This is a genomic window from Streptomyces sp. 2131.1, from assembly GCF_900105515.1.
Classification (GTDB): Bacteria; Actinomycetota; Actinomycetes; order Streptomycetales; family Streptomycetaceae; genus Streptomyces; species Streptomyces drozdowiczii.
Genome location: NZ_FNSY01000001.1, coordinates 673520 through 694752, shown reverse-complemented (window position 1 = coordinate 694752; position 21233 = coordinate 673520). Strand labels below are relative to the sequence as shown.

General features: G+C 73.1%; 21 protein-coding genes and 1 riboswitch. Of the genes, 12 read left to right on the top strand and 9 right to left on the bottom strand.

The genetic code is table 11. The features are described 5' to 3' along the window. Position 1 precedes the first annotated feature (1 nt). Together BLW14_RS03330 and BLW14_RS34410 are read left to right on the top strand one after the other, a co-directional pair. Positions 2 to 610, top strand: a complete 609-nt coding sequence (locus BLW14_RS03330; RefSeq protein ID WP_093704129.1) for a helix-turn-helix domain-containing protein — start codon at positions 2 to 4, stop codon at positions 608 to 610. Positions 611 to 620: 10 nt separating this feature from the next. Continuing rightward, complete coding sequence (locus BLW14_RS34410) at positions 621 to 797, top strand: DUF6126 family protein (RefSeq protein WP_018520240.1); 177 nt, start codon at positions 621 to 623, stop codon at positions 795 to 797. Between the two features lie 12 nt (positions 798 to 809). On the opposite strand, the gene BLW14_RS03325 is transcribed toward BLW14_RS34410, so the two are convergent. Continuing rightward, positions 810 to 1622, bottom strand: a complete 813-nt coding sequence (locus BLW14_RS03325) for a tyrosine-protein phosphatase (protein ID WP_093704127.1) — start codon at positions 1620 to 1622, stop codon at positions 810 to 812. A gap of 197 nt (positions 1623 to 1819) precedes the next feature. On the opposite strand from BLW14_RS03325, the gene BLW14_RS03320 reads away from it, so the two are divergent. From BLW14_RS03320 to BLW14_RS03310, 3 genes are all read left to right on the top strand, one after another. Beyond that, on the top strand, positions 1820 to 3910 hold the full coding sequence (locus BLW14_RS03320) for an alpha-galactosidase (RefSeq protein ID WP_093704125.1): 2091 nt from the start codon (positions 1820 to 1822) through the stop codon (positions 3908 to 3910). Positions 3911 to 4204: 294 nt separating this feature from the next. Then, positions 4205 to 4360: riboswitch (cyclic di-AMP (ydaO/yuaA leader) on the top strand. Between the two features lie 3 nt (positions 4361 to 4363). After that, positions 4364 to 5287 (top strand): M23 family metallopeptidase, encoded by a 924-nt coding sequence (locus tag BLW14_RS03315; RefSeq protein ID WP_093704123.1) that lies wholly within the window; start codon positions 4364 to 4366, stop codon positions 5285 to 5287. A gap of 184 nt (positions 5288 to 5471) precedes the next feature. Next, positions 5472 to 6326 carry an SGNH/GDSL hydrolase family protein gene (locus BLW14_RS03310; protein ID WP_093704121.1) on the top strand — a complete coding sequence of 285 codons (855 nt, stop codon included), beginning with the start codon at positions 5472 to 5474 and terminating at the stop codon, positions 6324 to 6326. A gap of 20 nt (positions 6327 to 6346) precedes the next feature. Here BLW14_RS03310 and BLW14_RS03305 read toward each other — a convergent pair whose 3' ends face one another. Genes BLW14_RS03305 through BLW14_RS03280 form a run of 6 tightly spaced genes read right to left on the bottom strand, consistent with a single transcriptional unit; the run spans position 6347 to position 12494 of the window. Further along, on the bottom strand, positions 6347 to 7240 hold the full coding sequence (locus BLW14_RS03305; RefSeq protein WP_093704119.1) for an STM4011 family radical SAM protein: 894 nt from the start codon (positions 7238 to 7240) through the stop codon (positions 6347 to 6349). Between the two features lie 7 nt (positions 7241 to 7247). After that, positions 7248 to 8597, bottom strand: coding sequence for an STM4012 family radical SAM protein (locus BLW14_RS03300; RefSeq protein ID WP_093704117.1), 1350 nt, complete (start codon positions 8595 to 8597; stop codon positions 7248 to 7250). Beyond that, complete coding sequence (locus tag BLW14_RS03295; RefSeq protein WP_093704115.1) at positions 8594 to 9406, bottom strand: STM4013/SEN3800 family hydrolase; 813 nt, start codon at positions 9404 to 9406, stop codon at positions 8594 to 8596. Before BLW14_RS03295 ends, BLW14_RS03300 begins: the two co-directional genes overlap by 4 nt. Before the next feature lie 31 nt (positions 9407 to 9437). Beyond that, entirely contained in the window at positions 9438 to 10583 is a 1146-nt protein-coding gene (locus tag BLW14_RS03290) for an STM4014 family protein (RefSeq protein ID WP_093704113.1), read from the bottom strand. Then, a complete protein-coding gene (locus BLW14_RS03285) occupies positions 10564 to 11550 on the bottom strand; it encodes an STM4015 family protein (protein WP_093704111.1) in 987 nt (328 codons plus the stop codon). Before BLW14_RS03285 ends, BLW14_RS03290 begins: the two co-directional genes overlap by 20 nt. Continuing rightward, positions 11547 to 12494, bottom strand: coding sequence for an STM4015 family protein (locus BLW14_RS03280; protein ID WP_093704109.1), 948 nt, complete (start codon positions 12492 to 12494; stop codon positions 11547 to 11549). The genes BLW14_RS03285 and BLW14_RS03280 overlap by 4 nt, the downstream gene beginning before the upstream one ends. Positions 12495 to 12670: 176 nt before the next feature. Between BLW14_RS03280 and BLW14_RS03275 the strand changes: the two genes are divergently transcribed. Both BLW14_RS03275 and BLW14_RS03270 read left to right on the top strand, forming a co-directional pair. Further along, positions 12671 to 12997 (top strand): hypothetical protein, encoded by a 327-nt coding sequence (locus BLW14_RS03275; protein ID WP_093704107.1) that lies wholly within the window; start codon positions 12671 to 12673, stop codon positions 12995 to 12997. A 93-nt stretch (positions 12998 to 13090) separates the two neighbouring features. After that, positions 13091 to 14095: a DUF6745 domain-containing protein gene (locus tag BLW14_RS03270; RefSeq protein ID WP_093704105.1), complete on the top strand. Its 1005-nt coding sequence runs from the start codon at positions 13091 to 13093 to the stop codon at positions 14093 to 14095. A gap of 39 nt (positions 14096 to 14134) precedes the next feature. Here the strand turns inward: BLW14_RS03270 and BLW14_RS03265 are convergent, their stop codons facing one another. Continuing rightward, positions 14135 to 14725, bottom strand: coding sequence for a TetR/AcrR family transcriptional regulator (locus BLW14_RS03265; RefSeq protein ID WP_093704103.1), 591 nt, complete (start codon positions 14723 to 14725; stop codon positions 14135 to 14137). 88 nt (positions 14726 to 14813) lie between these two features. Further along, positions 14814 to 16022: a Glu/Leu/Phe/Val dehydrogenase dimerization domain-containing protein gene (locus BLW14_RS03260; RefSeq protein ID WP_093704101.1), complete on the bottom strand. Its 1209-nt coding sequence runs from the start codon at positions 16020 to 16022 to the stop codon at positions 14814 to 14816. Between the two features lie 246 nt (positions 16023 to 16268). Here BLW14_RS03260 and BLW14_RS03255 point away from each other — a divergent pair, with 246 nt between their 5' ends. The 5 genes from BLW14_RS03255 to BLW14_RS03235 all read left to right on the top strand — a co-directional run bounded on the left by BLW14_RS03255 (position 16269) and on the right by BLW14_RS03235 (position 21043). Next, positions 16269 to 16709, top strand: a complete 441-nt coding sequence (locus BLW14_RS03255; RefSeq protein WP_093704099.1) for a PPOX class F420-dependent oxidoreductase — start codon at positions 16269 to 16271, stop codon at positions 16707 to 16709. Positions 16710 to 16808: 99 nt separating this feature from the next. Then, a complete protein-coding gene (locus BLW14_RS03250; protein WP_093704097.1) occupies positions 16809 to 18077 on the top strand; it encodes an MBL fold metallo-hydrolase in 1269 nt (422 codons plus the stop codon). A 104-nt stretch (positions 18078 to 18181) separates the two neighbouring features. Next, complete coding sequence (locus BLW14_RS03245) at positions 18182 to 19177, top strand: ArsR/SmtB family transcription factor (protein ID WP_093704095.1); 996 nt, start codon at positions 18182 to 18184, stop codon at positions 19175 to 19177. Between the two features lie 157 nt (positions 19178 to 19334). After that, complete coding sequence (locus BLW14_RS03240) at positions 19335 to 20048, top strand: C39 family peptidase (RefSeq protein ID WP_093704093.1); 714 nt, start codon at positions 19335 to 19337, stop codon at positions 20046 to 20048. Next, a complete protein-coding gene (locus tag BLW14_RS03235; RefSeq protein ID WP_093704091.1) occupies positions 20045 to 21043 on the top strand; it encodes an alpha/beta hydrolase in 999 nt (332 codons plus the stop codon). The genes BLW14_RS03240 and BLW14_RS03235 overlap by 4 nt, the downstream gene beginning before the upstream one ends. The last annotated feature ends 190 nt before the right edge of the window (positions 21044 to 21233 follow it).

The following is a 21233-nucleotide window of genomic DNA, read 5'->3' as shown; positions in this document are numbered from 1 at the left end:
CATGAATCCTCCGGACTACCCGGCAGCCGATGAGCTGCCCGGTGTCGCGCCCCGCCTGCGCGATCTGCGCCGGGGCCGTGGTCTCACCCTGGAGACCGCGGCCCAGCGGGCCGGGCTCTCGCCCGCCCACCTCTCCCGGCTCGAAACGGGTCGGCGCCAGCCCTCGCTGCCCATGCTGCTTCAGCTGGCCAGGATCTACGGTACGACGGTCTCCGAGCTGCTGGGCGAGATGCCCCCGGAACGTGACGCGATCGTCCGCGGCCGACCGTTCGAGGGCGCGGCGGCCGACGGCTGGCTGTACCAGCAGGCCGGTGGTTCCGGCCGTGCCATGCAGGCGCTGCGCGTCCGGGTCCCGTACGGCGCCCAGGGCGACCTGGTCCGTGTCCACCCCGGCGAGGAATGGCTCTACGTCCTCGCGGGCCGCCTCCGGGTGACGCTCGGCGAGACGGTGCACGACCTCGCCCCGGGGGACAGCGCGCACTTCGACTCGCTCACCCCGCACCGGATCGCGGCCCCCGAACCCGAGGGCTCCGAGCTGCTCTTCGTACACACCCTGTTGCAGAGCCCCACCGCCGAGCTGTGCCTCGGCGGCCCGGTCCACCGTCGCTGAGAGGCCAGCCATGTCCGATTCCGAGAACTACGACCCGCTCACCCCGGCCCCGCGCCCCGGGGCCGACACCCATGAGAAGAAGATGCCGCGCGGACTCGTGATCCGGCTCTTCGCCTACCTCGTGGCCGGGCACGTCATCGCCGCGTTCCTCTACCTGCTCTTCGCGGTCGGCATGCACAACCAGTAGGCCGCGCCCGCCTCAGCTCCCGTCGAGGAGCCGTTCGCGCAGCCGCTCCCGGGTGGCGGGCGCCAGCTTCAGCCCGTCGGCGAGGTAGCGGTCGGTGCCGCCCCAGGTCTCGTCGATGGCGGCGAAGGCAGCGGCGAGGTAGTCGGGCTGGGCGCCGAAGAGCGGGTTCAGCAGCTCCAGCACCTCCGGGGACATTCCGGCGGGCGAGGTGTCGCTGCGCCGGATGCGGTAGCGGCGGTGTGCGTCGTTCGACTTGAGGTAGTCGGCCTCGATGGTCTCCCGCCCGACGCCCACCGCCAGCAGCGTCACCGCGATGGAGAGCCCCGCCCGGTCCTTGCCCGCCGCGCAGTGCATCAGGGCCGGCAGGCTGTCCTCGGCCAGGGCGTGCAGGACGCGGCTGTGCTCGGCGGTGCGCTCCAGGATGATCGCGCGGTACGAGGCGACCATGCGGCTGGTGCCCTTGCCGCCGGCCAGGATCGAACGCAGCTCCGCCATGTTGCCGTCGCGCACCATCCGCCAGAACTCCGCCCCGTCCGCCGGGTCACTGAGCGGGATGCTCACGTTCCGGACGCCGGGCAGCTCCACATCGAGGCCGTCCAGCTTGTGGTCCGCCGCGTTGCGGAAGTCGAAGACGGTGTGCAGGCCGAGCCCGCCGAGGAACGCCGCGTCCTCGGCGGTGGCGTGCGCCAGGTGGCCGCTGCGGTAGAGCCTGCCGTGCCGCACCCGGCGGCCGTCCGTGGTGGGCAGGCCGCCCACGTCCCGGAAGTTGCGGACACCGGTGAGTACGGGCTCCGTCGGCGGGGTCTGCGGCAGCTGCTGCGTCACGGTCACTCCTGGAGGCTCTGCCCCGGCGCGTGTCGCCGTCGGGCCCACGCCCGCGACGATACGACATCGGTTCGTGGGGCAGCTATGTCCCCTTCGGTCTCCCGTCCTCCGCGTACGCACCGTTGCCCTCGGTGCGTATGCGGTCGATGATGTGCGGACCTGTGTGAATCTGTGAGGTACGCGGACGGGGGCGCGCGATGATCGAGACCGGCGACCGGATCTGGCTGCTGACGGGGGCGAGCGGGAGCTACGCGCTGCGGCTCACCGAACGGCACGAGCTCCTGCACCTGCACTGGGGCCCGCGCCTCACGATGGCCGCCGCAGAGGCGCTGGCCGCTGCTCCCGCACCACCCGGCCGGGGCTTCGAGTCCCCGCTCGACGGGCGCGAGGAGTACCCGGTCGAAGGCGGCCGCCGGTTCGTCCGCCCCGCCCTCTCGGTGCGCACCGACGAGGTGCGCGGAACCGCCTGGACGTTCACGGGCGACACGGTGGACGGCGACGAGCTGCGGCTCTCCTTCGCCGACCCGGTCCACCGGCTCTCGATCACCCTGCACTACCGGATGCGCGACGACTCCGACGTGATCGAGCGCTGGACCACCCTCACCCGCACCGGGCCCGACGGCCCGCCCGTCGAGGTGCTCCGCGCCGACGCCGCGGCCTGGGCGCTGCCCGCGCGCGACCGCTGGCGGCTCAGCCGGCTGCACGGCCGCTGGGCTGCTGAGACCCAGCTGGAGTGCACGGAGCTCGCGTACGGGGAACACCTGCTCTCCAGCCGGCGCGGTCACACCGGCCACCAGGGCCTGCCCTGGGTCGCCCTTGACGCGGACGGCGCGGCGACCGAGGAGAGCGGCGAGGTCTACGGCTGCGCGCTCGGCTGGTCCGGCTCCTGGCGCATCGCCGTACAGCGGCTGCCCGACGGGCTCGTGCAGATCACCGGCGGCGCCGGCTACGACGAGTCCGGGCTGCTGCGATTGTCGCCGGGGGAGTCCTACACGAGCCCCGTCTTCGCCGGGCTGTGGAGCGCGGGCGGCTTCGGCGGGGCCAGCCGCGCCTGGCACGCGTGGCAGCTCGCCCATGTGATCCCCGACGCCTTCGAGCCGCGCCCGGTGCTCTACAACTCCTGGGAGGCCACCGGCTTCGACATCGCGGAGGACCAGCAGCGGGCGCTGGCCGAGCGCGCCGCCGCGATGGGCGTCGAGCTGTTCGTCGTGGACGACGCCTGGTTCGGGCGGCGGGTGAGCGACCGGGCCGGGCTCGGCGACTGGACGCCGAACCCGGACCGCTTCCCCGACGGGCTCGGCCCGCTCGCCCGCCATGTGCACGGGCTCGGCATGCGGTTCGGGATCTGGGTCGAACCCGAGATGGTCAATCCCGACAGCGATCTCTACCGCGCCCACCCCGACTGGGTGCAGCACTTCCCCGGCCGGGAACGCACGGAATTCCGCAATCAGCTCGTCCTCAATCTGGCCCGGCCCGATGTGCGGGCCCATCTGTGGGAGAGCCTGGACACACTGCTGTCCTCGGCGCCCGTCGACTATGTGAAATGGGACTTCAACCGCTGCTTCTCGGACGCGGGCTGGCCAGGCGCCGACTACCCGCAGCGACTGTGGACCGAGCATGTGGACGGCCTCTACGCGCTGATCGACCGGCTGCGCGCCGCCCACCCCGGTGTCGCGTTCGAGTCCTGCTCGGGCGGTGGCGGGCGCGTCGACCTCGGCATCCTCTCCCGTACCGACCAGGTCTGGACGTCCGACAACACCGACCCGCTGGACCGCCTCGCCATCCAGCACGGTTTCGGCCAGCTCCACCCGGCGCGCGTGATGGCCGCCTGGGTCACCGACAGCCCGAACGTCCAGCTCAACGGCCGCCGCTCCGCCCTGCGCTTCCGGTTCGTCAGCGCCATGGCCGGGGTGCTCGGGATCGGCGGGGACCTCACCGAGTGGAGCGGGGCCGAACTGGACGAGGCGCGCGGGTGGGTGGAGCTGTACAAGGAGATCCGGCCCGTCGTGCAGCTGGGCGAGCTGTACCGGCTGCGCGCACCCGGGTCCGGGCTGAGCGCCGTGCAGTACGTGCGGGGCGCCGACACCGTCGTCCTGATGTGGCTCCACGCCCAGCGGTACGGGGAGGAGCCGCCGGCCCTGCGGCTGCGCGGACTCGACCCGGAGGCGACGTACACCTGCCTGGACACCGGGGCGGTGCACCACGGTTCGGTGCTGCTGCACCACGGCCTGCCCAGCGGGCTGCGCGGCGACCTGGACGCGCGGGTGGTGCGGCTGCGGCGCGGATGATGACCATGACATGTCCGTATTGTGGCGTTATGCCGAACATGCCCTGGTTGCAAGGGAGATGATCGCCCGCTCGTGAGCGGGATCATATCCGTGACGTTGTGTGGTGACGCTACGGCGGGGTAGACCGTGCGCCGCGCGGAAAGCCAAGATCCGTAATCCACGGAGTGTGACCGGAATTCCGAGCCGCAATTCCGATGCGGAATCCGGAGCGGAACGCGCGGCTTGTTTCCGCCGTCCCGGCTCGCTTACGTTCCATGCCATCCGGATGGAACGCCCAATCCTGCCGCCGTCCGGAATTCGCATCCACTCACCGTGTGGCAGGAGCGGGGGAACCAGGTAAGCCGCCGACCGGGACGACCGGACGGCTAGGGGTGAAGTCGCGCCAGGCGCGGCCGGGCATCTCCAGCCCGAACCCGACAGCTCACCTCGCAGGCGCCGGAGAGGAAATTCTTCATGCCCAATTCGGGTAAGCACCGCCGTCCCAAGTCCAGCACCATCGCCCGTGGCGTCGTCGCCGCGAGCGCCGGCGGAGCCGTCATCGCGCTTCCGCTGCTCGGCGCCACCGGTGCCCACGCCGCGGAGCAGTCCGCCCCGGCCGCCTCGAAGTCGGTCGCCGCGCACACCGCCCCGGCCAAGCCCGCGAAGAGCACCGGCACCACCACCTACTCCGTGGTCTCCGGCGACTACCTGTCGAAGATCGCCGCCCAGCACCACCTCAAGGGCGGCTGGCACAAGCTGTACCAGGACAACCGCGAGGTCGTCGGCGAGAACCCGAGCCTGATCTTCCCGGGCATGAAGCTGACCCTCGGCGCCAAGGCGGCCCCCGCCGCCGCCACCCCGTCCGAGGCCCCCGCCAAGACGGCGGAGCAGACCGGGACGAAGGCCGCGCCCAAGGCTGAGACCAAGGTCGAGACGGAGACCGAGGCGCAGACCGGGGCCAAGACCGAGGCCCCCGCCACCCAGGACAACGCCTCCGGTTACGTCCACCCGGTGCCGGGCAACCACACCACCGCCTACCGCGCCTCCGGTGCCAACTGGTCCAGCGGCAGCCACACCGGCATCGACTTCCCCGTCGCCACCGGCACCAGCGTGAAGGCCATCACCTCCGGCACCGTCGTCACCGCCGGCTGGGGCGGCGCCTACGGCAACCAGGTCGTCATCAAGCACGCCGACGGCCACTACTCCCAGTACGGCCACATGTCCTCGCTCTCCGTCTCGGCGGGCCAGACCGTGACAGCGGGCCAGCAGGTCGGCCTCTCCGGCGCCACCGGCAACGCCACCGGCCCGCACCTCCACTTCGAGGTCCGCACCGGCCCGGAGTACGGCTCGGACATCGACCCGATCGCCTACCTCGCGTCGCACGGGATCAACGTCTGATCCGGACAGTGCCGGCCCGGTGATCCGGGCCACGGAACGACAGCAGAGGGACGGAGCGCGGCGGCGCTCCGTCCCGCTGCTTATTCCCCCTTTACCGAAAACTGACCGGGTGGTTTATCTCACCACCCGTCAACCCCTTATTACGGTCGCGTAGGTCACATTCCGGGGTGCAGGATAAGCGCTTGTGGCAGACGATTCGAACAACCTTCAACAGGGCGCCGTCGACAGACAGGTCGCCATCGGGTCGTACGCGGCGATTGGCGACAGCTTCACCGAGGGAGTCGGCGACCCCGGCCCGGACGGAACATTCGTCGGCTGGGCCGACCGGCTCGCGGTACTCCTCGCGGACCGGCTCCCGGAGCCCGGCATTCCGGCGGACGCCGAGGTCCCGTCCGTTTCCGCGCACGGGAACTTCCGGTACGCCAATCTCGCCGTACGAGGACGCCTCCTCGACCAGATAGTCGAGGAGCAGGTGCCCCGCGCCAGGGAACTCGCCCCCGATCTGGTGAGCTTCTGCGCCGGCGGCAACGACATCATCCGGCCGGGCACCGACCCCGACGACGTGGCCGAACGCTTCGAGCGCGCGGTCGCCGACCTCACGCGGTCGGTCGGCACCGTCATGGTCACCACCGGCTTCGACACCCGTGGCGTCCCCGTGCTGCGCCATCTGCGCGGCAAGATCGCCACCTACACCGCCCACGTCCGGGCCATCGCCGACCGCTACGACTGCCCGGTCCTCGACCTGTGGTCGCTGCGCTCCGTGCAGGACCGGCGCGCCTGGGACGGCGACCGGCTGCACCTGTCACCCGAGGGACACACCCGGGTCGCGCTGCGCGCCGCCCAGGTCCTCGGCCTCGACGTGCCGGCCGACCCGGACCAGCCGTGGCCGCCGCAGCCGCCGCGCGGCGCGCTGGAGATCCGCCGCGACGACATCCACTGGGCGCGCGAATACCTGGTCCCGTGGATCGGACGGCGGCTGCGCGGCGAGTCCTCCGGGGACCACGTCGAGCCGAAGCGGCCCGACCTGCTGCCGCTCTGACGGACCCGCTGCCGCTGTCCTCAGTCGCCCCGTGACCGCGTCGGGGCGACCGTGGACAGCGGCAGCGCCGCCGGGACGCGCTCCAGCACCCCGCCCGCGAACACGTCGTACAGCGGCAGCGTCTCCAGGTGCACATAGCCGATGTGGCAGTCGCACGCGGCGAGCGGGCACGCCCGCGGGCCGAGCGCCCGACGGTAGCTCCCGTCGTACAGATTGCCCAGCTCCGCCCGGACGAAGTGGCAGCGGCGCACCGTGCCCTCCCCGTCCACCGAGATCACCGACTCACCGGTCCGGCAGGGCAGCCCCGCCGAGCGGTGCGGATGACGGCTGTACGGGAACAGCGGGTCGATCGCCGTCCACCGGTCCGCCTCCTCGTCCGTGTAGGTGTGCCCCTCGGCCGCGTTGACCCAGAGGTAGACCTCGTCCGGGAGCGCCGCGCGCAGCCGCCGCGCCTCGTCGAGATGGGCGTCGAAGCCCACGACACCCACGCTGTGCCGGATCCCGAGGTCCCGCAGCTCCGCGCACCGGCCGAGGAAGCGCTCGTACGGCGTCTGCCCCGGGTGGTACGTGCACCACAGCGCGATCCGCTCGCGGGCCGCCCCCGGGGCCTCGGCCAGCCACCGCGTACGGCCGCTCAGGTTCGTCTGGATCGCGACCCGGCTCACATGGCCGAGACCCGCCAGCTCCACGATCGCCCGGCGGTACCAGGACCGCACCAGCCCCTCGCCCCACGGCGTGAACAGCACCGAGATCCGGTCACCGGTCTGCTCCGCCACCCACGCCGTGAACCGTTCGAGCGCCGCGCGGTCGACCCGCAGCTGCTCCCGGCTGTCGCGCCGCTTGGCGAACGGGCAGTACGGGCAGTCGTAGTCGCACGAGGCGAGCGGGCCCCGGTAGAGAATCGTCAGGTCCACGCGTGACTCACTTCAGCTCGTACGCGGCCATCGCGGCCCGCACGGCGGGGGAGAAGAGTTCGGGGCCCAGCGCGTCGGAGTACGCCAGCCCCTCGGGCGACAGCCGCAGCACTCCCGGCGCCCCCGCGTCCAGCCAGCCCCGGTCCTCGAACCGGGCCAGCTCCTCGGGGAAGTCGTCGCAGGCCGAGGTGCCGAACCGCTCGCGGTACTCGTCCAGGGCCATGCCCTCGGCCTGGAGCACCGACTGGAGGAGATGGCGGCGGCGCGCCTCGTCCCCGTCGGTGTACCGCCCCACCTCGGCGCGGGAGAAGTCCGCGGTGGCCGTATAGGCGTCGATGATGCCCCGCACCTCGGTCATCCGCACCGCGTAGTCGAACGAGTAGTGCAGCCGCGAGGTGTACGAACGGGCGCCGCAGCCCAGGCCGATCATGCCGTCCGTCTGGCAGGCGTAGTCGTCGGGCCCCTCAGCGCGCGGGGCGTCGGCGCGGCGGAACATCCGCATCGACACCTGCTCGTAGCCGTGCGCCAGGAGGTGGTCGCGGCCGGCCCGGTACAGGCGCAGGCGCTGTTCGTCCCAGGCCGCGTCGGCCTCTCCGGGCGAGAGCTTGCCGAGCGCGGTCAGCGGGCGCACGTACAGCGGGTAGAGATACAGCTCCTCCGGCCGCCACCGCAGCGCCGCGTCCAGCGAGGTGCGCCAGGTCCGCTCGGTCTGGCCGGCTATGCCGTAGATCAGGTCGATGTTGAGGACCGGTATGGAGGTGTCCCGAATCAGGCCGAGCGCCCGCTCCACGTCGGCGGCGTGCTGCGGGCGGACCGCCGCGCGGGCCTCGGCCTCCACGAAGCTCTGCACCCCGATGCTGATCCTGGTGGTCCCCCGCTCGGCGAGCACGGCCAGGCGGTCGGCGGTCGCGGTGGACGGGGAGGTCTCCACGGACAGCGGCACGGAGCGCAGAGCGGCGCCCATCCGCTTCTCCGCGATGTCGCACAGCCGCTCCAGCTCGCCCGCCGTCAGGAACGTGGGCGTGCCCCCGCCGAACGCCGCCGCCGCGAACCGGACCTGCTCCCCGTCGCCCAGCGCCTCCCGCACGGCGCTCGCCTGCCGGTCCAGCGCGTCGAGATACCGCGAGGTCAGCTCGTCGGGCGCGCCGATGCGGGTGAAGAGGTTGCAGAAGCCGCAGCGGACCTCGCAGAACGGGATGTGCATGTAGAGGGAGAGCGCGTCCTTGCGTTCCCCCGCCCACAGCTCGCTCAGCGCCGGCCGTCCGCCGGGCTGCTCGGCGAGCGGGCGGTACGCCGTCTTGTGCGGATAGGCGTACACATAGCTCTCGTACGGGCGGACGGTCTGCGTCGCGGTCATCGGACGGCCCCCGGTTCCAGGAAGAAGTGGGCGTAAGGAACGGTCCAGACGGACTCGTGGCCGAGCCGGTGGCCGGTGTAGCCGTCGTCGCCGTAGGCCGTGCCGTGGTCGGAGCACACGATGGCGAAGGCACGGCGGCGGCTGCTCGCGGCGGCGAAGAGCCGGCCGATGTGGGCGTCCACGTACTCCAGGGCTGCCGCGTGCGTCTCGCGGCTGTCGCCGGCGTCGCGGGTCGCCCCGGGCTTGTGGAACCAGTTCGGCTGGTGGAGCGCGGAGACGTTGACGAAGAGGAACAGCCGCTGCTCCGGCGGGAGGGCCGCGACCACCTCCTCGGCGCGGGTCACCTGTGCCTCGAACGAGGTGGGCGAGGCCACCCCGAACTCCGGCTCCCAGTGCGCCTCCTGGAACATCCCCGGGAGCACCGAGCCCAGCGGCCCCTGGAGGTTGAAGAAGCCGACACCGCCGACGCACACCGTGCGGTACCCCTCCTTCGCGAGCCCCGAGACCAGGTCCGGAGTGTCGAACACGAAGGTGCGCTCCGCGGTCGTCTCACTGCCGGCGAAGCGGGCGGCGAACAGCCGGGGATGCGGTCCCGGCGCGGCCGGGGTGGGCAGGAAGCCCGCGAAGATCGCCTGGTGCGAGGCGTAGGTGAAGCTGCCCGGGGCGTGCCGCTCCTCCCAGACGCCGCCCGGCAGGTGGCGGGCCAGGTTCGGGATGCGTCCGGCGGCGGCCAGTTCGGCCGCGACGTCGTACCGCAGGGTGTCCAGGGTGACGAGCAGCAGGTCGTGGCTGCCCACGACCTCGCTCATGTCGGGGTCGGGGCGGTGCGCGGAGCTGTACTCAGGGGGTGGTGCTGACACGGTCGTTCCTTGTTCGGTCCAGTACGGCGGTGACCTGCGCCGCGTAGGTGTCCAGACCCTCGGCTCCGCTGCCGGGCAGTCCGGTGAGGCGCGGCAGCAGGTCTCCGAAGGCGTTGACCTCGCCGACGGCGAAGCGCCGCCAGCCGGTCAGGGGCAGCAGGTCGACCCCGACACACAGCGTGTCCGGGAAGGCGGTCGCGGCCCGCTCGCAGACGGTCAGGGCCTCGGCCCAGCTGCCGCCGGCCGCCTCGATCGCCGCCCGCACGCCGGCGAGGTCGCCGCGTGCCCCGCCCAGGTGCAGATTGGTCATGGGCGAGCTGCTCGTGCGCACCACGGCGTGCGTGGCCCGGCCGTCGACCACGACCACCCGCAGGTCGGCGGCACGGCCGCCCCGGGTCGCCTTGGGCAGCCAGCGCTCGACGTGCAGCCCGTCCGGCGCCAGCGCGTCGACGATCGCCGCGACCTCGCGCTCCGTGGTGCAGCGGCGGACCCGCAGCGAGTTGTAGAGCCGGCCGGCCGGGTCCCGCTCGACGGAGGTGGCTGCCCGGACGCGGCCGCCGCCCGCGGTCTCCACGGCCAGCACACCGGAGGCCGACGAGCCGTGTGCGGGCTTCACGAAGACCCGGGGCATGCGGTGCGCGGCCATCAGGTCCCGCACGTCGTCCCAGCCCCGCACCGCCGCCCCGGCCGGGCCGGACGTCGGGGAGGCGGGGACGGGCACCCCTGCGGTCTCCAGCACCCCGTGGCACAGCCGCTTGTCGAACAGCACCGCGATGTCGGCCGGACCGTCCAGCAGCGCGGCGCCCGCATCGGCGGCGGCCCGGGCCACCTCGCGTACGGCGGCGGTGAACCGCGCGTACCAGAGGGCCGACCCCTCCACCCGGGTCGGGTCGTCGGCCCCGCGCAGCAGCCGGTCCACCTCCGCGTCCTCGCCGGGCGACTCGATGCGCACAATCTCGCCGGGCAGGAAGCGCGCCCCGCCCCGCAGCACGTCGAGCCAGGGGACCGTACGCGCCTCGGACAGGCCGGCGGCGGCCACCGCGTCCTGGAACAGGGTGACGCGGCGGCTGCCCGGATTGCCGACGACCGCGAGGCGCGGCGGGCCGCTACTCGCTGACGGCGACATAGCGGGCATCGTCCTCGTCGTCCGGGTCCCAGTCGTCCGCCTCGTCGAGGTAGACGTGGACGTCGTCGCGCTCGCCCAGCTCCTTGAAGCGCTCCATCACCTCGTCTCCGAGGTAGTGGTGTTGCAGGTCCAGGTAGTCCAGATGGGTGAGCGGCTGACCTTCGAGCAGGGCCAGGCCGCCCGCGTCGCTGAGGGTGCCCATCGAGAGCGCCAGGGAATCCAGTTGGGCGACGACCGGGGCCGAGGCGACCGCCGCGGCGATCTCGTCCTGGATCTCACTGTTCTGCAGCCCGAGGTGGCGCAGCCGGGGGAAGGTGCCCCCGGACAGCAGCGGGGCCATGTCCGCCACCGTCGCGTCCCCCGCGTACCACTGGGAACCGAACCACAGCTCCAGCCGCTCCAGCGCGGGCAGTTCGCAGGTGCCGACCGCGCGCACGACATGCCCGGGCAGCCCGCCGGACTCGAAGCGCAGGCACTTCAGCGCCTCGTGCCGGACGGGGTGCAGCTCCAGCGACTCCTCGTCCAGCCCGCTGCCACCGCCCCGTACCACCAGCTCCTCCAGGAGCGGGAACGCCCGGAGCACCGGCGTGATGTCGCACATCCGCAGCCACGACACCTCGCACTCCTCGCCCACGACATCGGCGAGGAACAGGGCGCGCAGCGCCGGGAAACGGGCCGCGTCCGAAGTGATCAGCTCCACCACGGGAGCCAGGGAACTGTACTCGCCGTCCCACCAGGGGCCGATCACCAGGGCACGGACCTGTGCGGGGTCGACCGTCTTGAGGAAGTGCTGCCAGGTGGCGGCGAACCCGTGCCCGTCCCAGCCGCAGTCGAGCCGCCAGGCTATGCCGTCCGCCGAGGGCAGCGTCGCCGGCCACGGGTGGCCGTCGCCCGGCTCCGGCAGGGTGAAGACGGGCAGGTCGTGGAAGGTACAGGGATGCTCGATGTCCGTGACGGGCGTCGTCATTCCGACACCGTCACGTACCGGCCGGCCGGGCCCCGGTTGTCCCACGGCTCGCAGCGCTCCGAGACGTCCACCCGCACCCCGTGCGGCTCCAGCGCCTCGGTGACGCGGCGCTCCATCGCCTCGGTGAGGAAGTGGTGGTGCAGGTCGAGCACGTCGAGATGGGTCAGCGGCTGGCCCTCCAGGAGCGAGGCCGCGCCCTCGTCGCCGAGCGTGCCGCAGGACAGGTCCAGGGTGCGCAGCCGGGCCACCAGCGGGGCCGAGGCGACGGCCGTCGCGATCTCGTTCTCGATCTCGCTGTTGCGCAGGCCGAGGTGGTGCAACGCGGGGAAGCGCGTACCGGACAGCAGCGGCGCCAGGTCCGACACGTCGGCGTCGCCGCCGTACGCCGAGACGCCGAGCCACAGCTCCAGCCGTTCCAGCGCGGGCAGTTCGCTGTCCAGGACACCGCGCACCACCTCGCGCGGCAGCCCGCCCGTCTCGATGGTGAGCGCCCGCAGCCGCTCGTGCTTCGTGGCCGGGAAGACCAGCTCGGAGCCGCCGCGCACACCCAGCTCCAGCAGTGCGGGGAACGCGCCGAGCAGCGCGGTGACATCGCTCTGCTCGATCCAGGAGATCTCCGCCTCCTCCATCGTCAGATCCCCGACGAACACCGCTTCCAGCGACGTCAGCCGGTCGGCCGCGGCGATGACGAGACCGATCGGGTACGAGGACTTCTCCTCGTACGACTCGCCCCACTGCCCGATGATCAGGGCACGGACACCGGCCGGGTCGACCTCGTCCAGGAAGGCGTTGAACTCCTCCTCCCAGGTGCCCTCGTCCTCGTAGGCGTCGATCGAGACCCGCCAGGCGGCGGCGTCGGCGGCGGGCCGGGGGCCACCGTCCGGCCCGGACTGGAAATCGACGGCCGGAAGGCCGAGCAACTCGTGCAGGTGATCCACGGACATGGCCCTGAGCTCCTGGTGACGGCTACGGATTGATGTCCGCAAGGTCTATCAAGGCCCACTGACAGCGCCGTGACCGGCCCCTGCCGGGAACGGCCCGACGGCCGATTGTCAGACCCCCGCCGTAGCGTTTTCGTTGTGGCCGGCACAGCGGGTGCCGCTACGGAGGGGAGAGGTCTGTGTACCGGCAGGGCGATGTACTGATCGTGCCACTGGAGGAGTCGGCGGTGCCCGCGAATCTCCTGGAGGCGCCGGGCGAACTGCGCGACGCGCGGGGCCGGCTGGTCCTCGCGCTCGGTGAGGTCACCGGACACGCGCACGCCGTGCCGGGGCCCGGCCGGCTGATCCGTGAGAGCGGGGTGTTCGGCCCGATGCTGCTCCACCTTCCCGAGGGCGGACGCGTGGTGCACGAGGAGCACGCGACGATCCCGCTGCCCCAGGGCTGGTTCCGCGTGGTGCGCCAGCGGGAGTACGCGCCGGGGGCGGTCCGCATCGTCGCGGACTGAGCGACGGCACGGCGGGCGCGGCGGCAGGACCTGAAGGCCGGCACCGGGAGGACCGGGCCGGGAACGATGCGGAACAGGGGACGGGGAAGACCGATGCAGTACGTGGACTCTTGGCGGGCCGTGGCGGCGGCGACCGGCGCGGCGGACCGGGCGGCGGCCGAGGAAGGGGTGCGGCTCGCCTACCGCAGCGCGGGGCTCGCCGAGCCGGAGGAGTTCGTCTGGGCCGGCTCGCCCAGGGCGGCCGTGGAGGCCGTCGGCAAGCTGACCGACGCCGGGCGCTCCGTCCGCGACGAGGTGCGCACCCGCCCCTGGGCGGAGGAACGGCGCCGGGTGTACGACGCGTTGGGCCCGGCCGGCTGGTCCGCCCTATGGTCCGCCACCGGCGCCCAGCTCTGGGAGACCACGGCGGGCCTCGCCGACCGGATACGGGCCGGTGTGGTCGCCGACCTCGCGGGGGAGGACACCGGCGCGGAGTCGGAGGTGCGCCTCGTCCTGCTGGACGCGGTCCTCGGACAGCACGACGCGGCGTGGCTCGCCGCGTTCGACGGGCGGGGCGACCGGCTCGACGGGCTGGCCGCGGTGGCGCGCAACGCCGGCTGGTGGTGGCCCTACGAGCGGGTCGTGGTGCTCTGCGAGCGCCCGGACGCCCTGCACCGGGACGAGGCGGGCCGGCTCGACCGGGGCGAGGGACCGGCGCTGTCGTACCCGGACGGCTTCGCCCTGTACGCCTGGCGCGGCATGCCGGTGCCCCGGGAGTTCCTGGACGAGCTGGCCTCGCTGACCCCGGCACGCATCCGCTCCGAGGAGAACGCGGAGCTGCGCCGCGTGATGCTGGAGTACTACGGCTACGACCGCTACCTCACCGAGTCGGCCGCCGAACCGGTGCACCGCGACGAGACGGGCATCCTCTGGCGGATCGCGCTCGCGGGGGACGAGGACGTCGTCATGGTCGAGGTGGTCAACTCCACGCCGGAGCCGGACGGCACCCACCGCACGTACTGGCTGCGGGTGCCGCCCGCGACCAGGACCGCCAGGGAGGGCGTCGCCTGGACCTTCGGCCTCCAAAGCGACGTATACGAGCCGCTCCAGCAGACCTGACGGGGAGGGGCCGAAGAAGACGGGGAAGGGGAGGGGCCGTCAGGCCGTCAGGGCCTCGTGGTCGATGCCCAGTTCACGGGCGAGCGCCTGCTCGGTCCACTCCAGCATGGTCGCCCGGGACAGCGGGCCGTTGTACGAGGTCATCTGCACGGCCAGCCCGTCCAGCATGGCGGTCAGCCGCCAGGCCACGGACATCGGGTCGTCGCAGTGGAACTCGCCCGCCGCCGCGCCCTCTTCGATGACCTCGGCCAGCTCGGCCTTCCACTGCTGGTCGAGATCGCCGGCCACGTTGCGCAGCACCGGGTCGCGGAGGGAGGCCGCCCAGCCCTCGATCCACAGCCGCCAGCCCTTGGCCTGGCCCGTCGGCGCGTACCAGCGCACGGCGGCGCGCAGCCTGCGTACGGCGGTCGTGCGGCGGCTCAACAGCTTGCGCAGATGGGCGAGATCGATCTCGGCGGCGTGCGCGAACGCGGCCGCGACCAGCTTCTCCTTGGTGGAGAAGTGGTAGAGCACGAGCGCGTTGCTCACGCCGAGCACGGACGCCACATCGGCGATCCGGACGGCCGCGACACCGCGCACCTCGATCTGCTCGACGGCGGCGCGCAGCAACTCCTCGCGCCGCTCCGCCACTCCCAACCGCACTCTTGCCACGGCGTCACCCTAACCAATGCCCGCCCGGGGGCGGTGCGGCGGACCGGCCGCGGACCGGCTGTACCGGTCAGCGGTACCAGCCGAAGCGTTCGGCCATCACCGGCAGCCGGTCGGCGGCCACGGCGTGCGCCGCCGCACGCGGTGAGCAGCCGTCCGCAGCCGCGCGGGCCAGCACCAAGCCGACCAGTTCGCGCATCGCCCGCCGGGTGTGCGCGAACGCCTCGTCCGCGTCGGCGCCGATGTCGCCGAAGAGGGTCCACCACCACCAGGCGTTGGTCCCGGAGTTGACGACCACGTCGGGCAGCACGGTGATCCCGCGCGCCGCGAGCAGGGCCTCCGCCTCCGGCAGCACCGGCATGTTGGCGGCCTCGACGATCCAGCGCGCCCTGATCCCCGCCTGGTTCACGGCGTCCACCGCGTAGGAGACGGCGGCCGGGACGAGTACCTCCGCGTCCTGGACGAGCCAGGCCCCGGCCGGCAGCTCCAGGTCGCCGGCGCGCAGCGCGCCCCGGTCCACCGTGCCGTGCGCGTCCCGCGCCGCGAGCAGCGCCTCGACGTCGAGGCCGGCCGGGTTCGCGATCGTGCCCTTGATGTCGGCGACGGCGACCACCCGGAGGCCGGCCCGCGACAGGAAGCGGGCGGTCGCCCCGCCCATGGTCCCGAGGCCCTGGAGCGCCACTCGCGCCCCGTCGTGGGCGACCCCGTCCCGGTCCAGCGCCGCGAGCGCCGCCTCGGCGACCCCGCAGCCGCCGACCAGCTCGTCCAGGCCGATGCCGTCCACCTCAAGGGCGAAGGCGTCGGCCAGCCGGCGACGGGCCGCGGCCTCGTCCTCCAGCAGCGGGTAGACCGCCTGCACGGTCGAGACGAGCCCCGCCTCCGCCGCCGCGCGGTCCACCAGGTCCTGCGAGAGGCCCAGGTCCTCGCCGGTCGTCCAGACGTTCTCGATGTACGGGCGCATCGCCCGCAGGTAGCGCACGAGGACGCCGTACGCCGCCGGATCGCGGGGGTCGCAGTCGATGCCGCCCTTGGCCCCGCCGAGCGGTATGTAGCGCGCCCCCGGCCGGTCCGCGTCGAAGTGCAGGGCCTCCTTCAAGGTCATGCCCCGCGCCAGACCGGTCACCTCCTCCAGGGTGCAGCCCGGGCGCATCCGCAGCCCGCCGCTGGACACCCCGCGCACCAGCCGGTCCACGACCAGGTGCCCCCGATGGCCGGTGTCGTGGTCGGTCCAGGTCAGCGAGATGAGCGGGGCGGGCGGGGACACCGGAGGCGTCGTCATCGGGAGTGCTCCTCGGTCACTGTCGGCGGGCGGTCCTGGGGCGACGGGTCCGACAGGCGGGCGCCACCGGATCCGGTACTGAACCGGCGGTCAGTATCGGGAGGCGGGGCGCCCCTGTCAACGCGGCGTCCGCCGCCGCGCGGCCCGGTGGCCGGAACGCGCCGGTTCCCGGCGGCCGGGCGGGGCAGCGGTGCGGATCATGCCCGTAACGCGGAATCCTGCGCACCGGCCGTTCGTTGGACGGGCATGACTGCATTCGACCCACGGCAGGAAGCGCTGCTCAGGCTCCTCGGCGAGAACGACAGCGGAGTCCTGGTCACCCTCAAGAAGGACGGCAGGCCCCAGCTGTCCAACGTCAACCACTTCTACTACCCGGACGAGCGGGTCGTCCGGGTCTCGGTGACCGAGGACCGCGCCAAGACGCGCAACCTGCGCCGCGATCCGCGCGCGAGCTACCACGTGACCACCGAGGACCGCTGGGCCTGGACGGTCGCGGAGGGCACCGCCGAGCTGTCGGCAACCGCCGCCGACCCCGGGGACGCCACGGTGGAGGAGCTGATCCGGCTCTACCGCGACGTGCAGGGCGAGCACCCCGACTGGGACGACTACCGCGCCGCCATGGTCCGGGACCGCCGCGTCGTCCTGCGCCTCCATGTCGAGCACGTGTACGGACAGCGACGGGGGTGAGGCGACCTGGGCGGAACGCCGTGCCCACGGCCGTTCCGCTCTCGCACAGTCGTGCCCCTTGTTCATAATGAGACGACACCGACTCCTCAGGAGACTCCCGTGACCGGCGCCGACCACACGCTTCCGCTGCGCACCCGGCTGCGTGCGCTGCGCCCCGCCGCCTTCGGGGCCGACCCCGACGGACCCCGCATGGAGCGCATCCGCCGTTCCCCCAACTTCGCCGACGGTGTCTTCCAGAACCCGGTGGGCGCCCGGATCAGGCCCTCCGGCTCCGCCCTGGAGTTCGCTCGGGTCTACTTCCGCAAGGAGGAGCGGGTGCTCAGGGCGCCCGCCGCTCCCGTGCCCGTGCACGCGACGACCGTGGCCGACCTCGCCCGGCCGCCCGCCTCCGGGCTCCGCATCACCTGGATGGGGCACTCCAGCGTCCTCGCCGAGATCGACGGGCGGCGCGTGCTGTTCGACCCGGTCTGGGGCGAGCGCTGTTCCCCCTTCGCGTTCGCCGGGCCCCGGCGGCTGCACCCGGCCCCCGTGCCGCTCGGCGCCCTCGGCCCGGTCGACGTCGTGGTGATCTCGCACGACCACTACGACCACCTCGACCTCCCGACGATCCGCGCCCTGGCCCGTACGGACACCGTCTTCGCGGTCCCGCTCGGCGTCGGCGCCCACCTGGAGAGCTGGGGCGTCGCCCCCGACCGGCTCCGCGAGCTCGACTGGAACGAGACCGCGACCGTCGCCGGGATCAGCCTCACCGCCACCCCCGCCCGCCACTTCTGCGGGCGCGGCCTGCGCAACCAGCAGCACACCCTCTGGGCGTCCTGGGTCGTCGCCGGACCCGGGCACCGGATCTACCACAGCGGCGACACCGGATACTTCTCCGGCTTCCGCACCATCGGCGCCGAGCACGGGCCGTTCGACGCCACCATGATCCAGATCGGCGCGTACAGCCAGTTCTGGCCCAAGGACCGCACCGACACCATGCCGGAGCCGGGCGCCTGGCCCGACATCCACATGAGCCCCGACGAAGGCGTGCGCGCCCACCTCGATCTCCAGGGCGACGACCCGGCGGCGGGCGTCATGCTCCCGATCCACTGGGGCACGTTCAACCTGGCCCTGCACCCCTGGGCCGAGCCCGCCGAATGGTCCATGCGCGCCACCGAGTCCGTGGGCGTGACCATGGTCTCCCCGATCCCGGGCCGGCCCTTCGAGCCCGCCGATCCGCCGCCCGTAGAACCGTGGTGGCGCACCGTCGCCGCCGAGCCGGCCCCCGGCTGGGGCAACTGGCCCCCGGTCCACGTACAGCTCCACGACCGGGCGGCCGGCACCACCCCGGGGACCGGCCGGGAACGCGACCGGGCACCCCAGCCCTGAGGTCCGAAGGCGTACGTCCCGGACGGGGCGGGCGGAACGTACGCCGGACGGTGGGGTGAGCACGGCTTCCGCCGACGAGTCGGCCACGTCCTCAGGGGGCGGCGATGCTGCGGGTGCACTTCACCTCCGACGATCTCGCACGGGTCCGGGTGGCGCCCGGACCCGACTTCCTCTGGGAGATCAGCAACAGCGTGCAGACGCTCCAGCGGCGGGACGGGGAGCGGGAGTTCGGCGCCTGGCGGCGCTGGGCCAGGCCCCGGCTCTCCGGCAGCCCGCGCCTGCTCTCCCGCCTGCTGCCGCCGCGCGGCTACTCGCCGGACTTCCTCACCCCCACTACCGGTGACCGGGGAACCCTCCAGGCATCCGTCGACGTCCTGCTGAGCACCCCGCGCCGACGACTGCGCGCCGAACTGGAACGGCTCGCCCCGCCGGTACGCCTGCCGGGCTGGCTCGGGGAGCTGGCCGGCGGCGACGTGGACGCCCTGCGCGAGCTGGTCGGAGCCCTACGGACGTACCAGCGCGAGGCGCTGGCCCCGCACTGGCGCCGGGTGCACGCCGACATCGACGCCGACCGTGCCCTGCGGCTGCGCAGCCTCCTCGACGGCGGCACCGAAGCGCTGTTGGCCGGGCTCGGGCCGCAGTTCCGCTGGCGGGCGCCCGTCCTCGAAGCGGCGTACCCCGTCGACCAGGACCTGTGGCTGCGCGGCCGGGGCCTCGTGCTCCAGCCGTCCTTCTTCTGCTGGCCCACCCCGGCCACGCTGGCCGACGGGGAGCTGCCGCCCGTGCTCGTCCACCCCATCCGCCACACCCCCGACTGGTGCGTCCCCACCCGGGGCGCCCGCCCCACCCCCGGGCCGGGGCCACTCGGACCGCTGCTCGGCCACACCCGCGCCGGTGTCCTGCGCGCGACCCGCACCGGCTGCTCGACCCTGGAGGCGGCGCGGCTCCTCGGTGTGACCCACCCCGCCGTGAGCCAGCACCTGAACGTACTCCGGGCGGCGGGCCTCGTGACCACCGTGCGCCGGGCCGGGCGGTCCTTCCACGTCGCGACCGCCGAAGGGTGCGCACTGCTGTCTGCGGAGGACCCGCCCACCGGGTGACGGCACGTCACCTGCGGTCGTAAGCACCAGCTTTCGTTCCTTGCGGGCGCCACGGCGACGGCACCACCCTGGTGGCCCGGAACGCACGGCCGCGCGCTCACCCGCGCGGCCGTGCGTTCCGGGCCACAGGCCCGTCCCCCCACCCTCAGGAGCCTTCATGCGCAGGAGACTCGTGTCCGCGGCCGTCGCCGCGATCGCCCTCGGAGCCCTCGTCCAGCCCGGCACCGCCATCGCCTCGCCGACCCCGCACATCGGCACCGCCGCCGTCGCCGCCCACGGCTCGACGGCCGGAACCGCCGTCGTCAGCGGGCACAACCAGCCCGGCACCCGGATCAAGGTGGAGGCCGGATCCACCGCCACCGCGCACTGGCTGGACGTCGACTACCAGGTCCAGCAGACCGGTTACTGGTGCGGTCCCGCCGCCACCCGCATCGCGCTCTCCGCCCGCATCGCCCCGCCCAGCCAGTCCGTCCTCGCCGGGCAGCTCGGCACCACCGTGAACGGCACCGACCACATATCCCAGGTCACCGGGGTGCTCAACGCCAACCTCGGCGGCGGCTGGTACGAGACCAAGGAGATGCCGAACGACCCGCCGACCCAGGCCCAGCGCGACCTGCTCTGGTACGACGTCGTCTTCGACATCGACCGCAACTACCCGCTGGTCACCAACATCGTGGCCCCGCCCGGCAACCAGCCGCCCGGCTACCCGTCCAACCAGACGATCTACCACTACTTCACGGTCATCGGCTACGACTCCGCCGACCGCACCGTTCTCATCGCCGACCCGGCCTCCTTCGGCGGCAACCAGATCTACTGGCTCTCCTTCGACCAGCTCGCCACCCTGATCCCGCCGAAGGGCTACTCCGCATGAGAGACCGAGCGAACGACCGCCCCAGCCGCAGGAACGTCCTCAGGACGGCCGGCGGACTCTCCGCCGCGACGGCCTTGGGCGCGGCCGGCCTCCTCGCCTCCGCCTCACCGGCCGCCGCGGCCGGCGACGGCTTCGGCCTGCGCATCGTGGACCGCAACGAGAGCGACCTGCGCATGCGGTACTACCGTTTCGCGACCGACGCCATCGGCTGGAACCCGGGCGTCAACGTCCTGCTCCCCGACGGCTACCACACGAGCGGCCGCACCTACCCGGTGCTCCACCTCTTCCACGGCGGCGGCACCGACCAGGACTTCATCACCTTCGACCGCATGGGCATCCGCGCCTGGACGGCCGGGAAGCCGATCATCGTCGTGATGCCCGACGGCGGGCACGCGGGCTGGTACTCCAACCCGGTCAGCTCCAACACCGGCCCCCGCAACTGGGAGACCTTCCACATCGCCCAGCTGCTCCCGTGGATCGACGCCAACTTCCGTACGTACGCCGAATACAACGGCCGCGCCGTCTCAGGGTTCTCCATGGGCGGGTTCGGCGCGCTGAAGTACGCGGCCAAGTACTACGGGCACTTCGCGTCCGTGAGCGCGCACTCCGGCCCGGCCAGCCTGCGCCGCGACGCCGGACTCGTCACGCACTGGGCGAACGTCTCGTCCGCCGCGCTCGACCTGGCCGGCGGCTCGGTCTACGGCGTTCCCCTGTGGGACGAGGCCCGGGTCAGCGCGGACAACCCCGTCCAGCGCATCGAGAGCTACCGCAACAAGCGGGTGTTCCTGGTCGCCGGCACCAGCCCCGACCCGGTCAACTGGTTCGACCAGGCCAACGAGACCCAGGTGCTCGCCGGACAGCGGGAGTTCCGCTCGCTGCTCGGCAAGGCGGGGATCGCGCACGAGTGGCACGAGGAGCCGGGCGGGCACTTCGTGCGCCCCGCCCTCTTCAGGAGCGACCTCGACGGAATCATCGCCCGGCTCCGCAAGGCGTAGCGCCGGCTCCGCACACCGGCGGGCGAGCCCCCTCGACACACGTCGAGGGGGCTCGCCCGCGTACGGCCCCACGGCCGCCCCGGAGTCGGGCCCTCGGGAATCGGTCGCCCGTACGAGCGCTCATACCAGAGCGGGACGGATGGCGGGCAAGTTCCACAACTGCCCATCACGGCCGCACTTCTCGCGACTA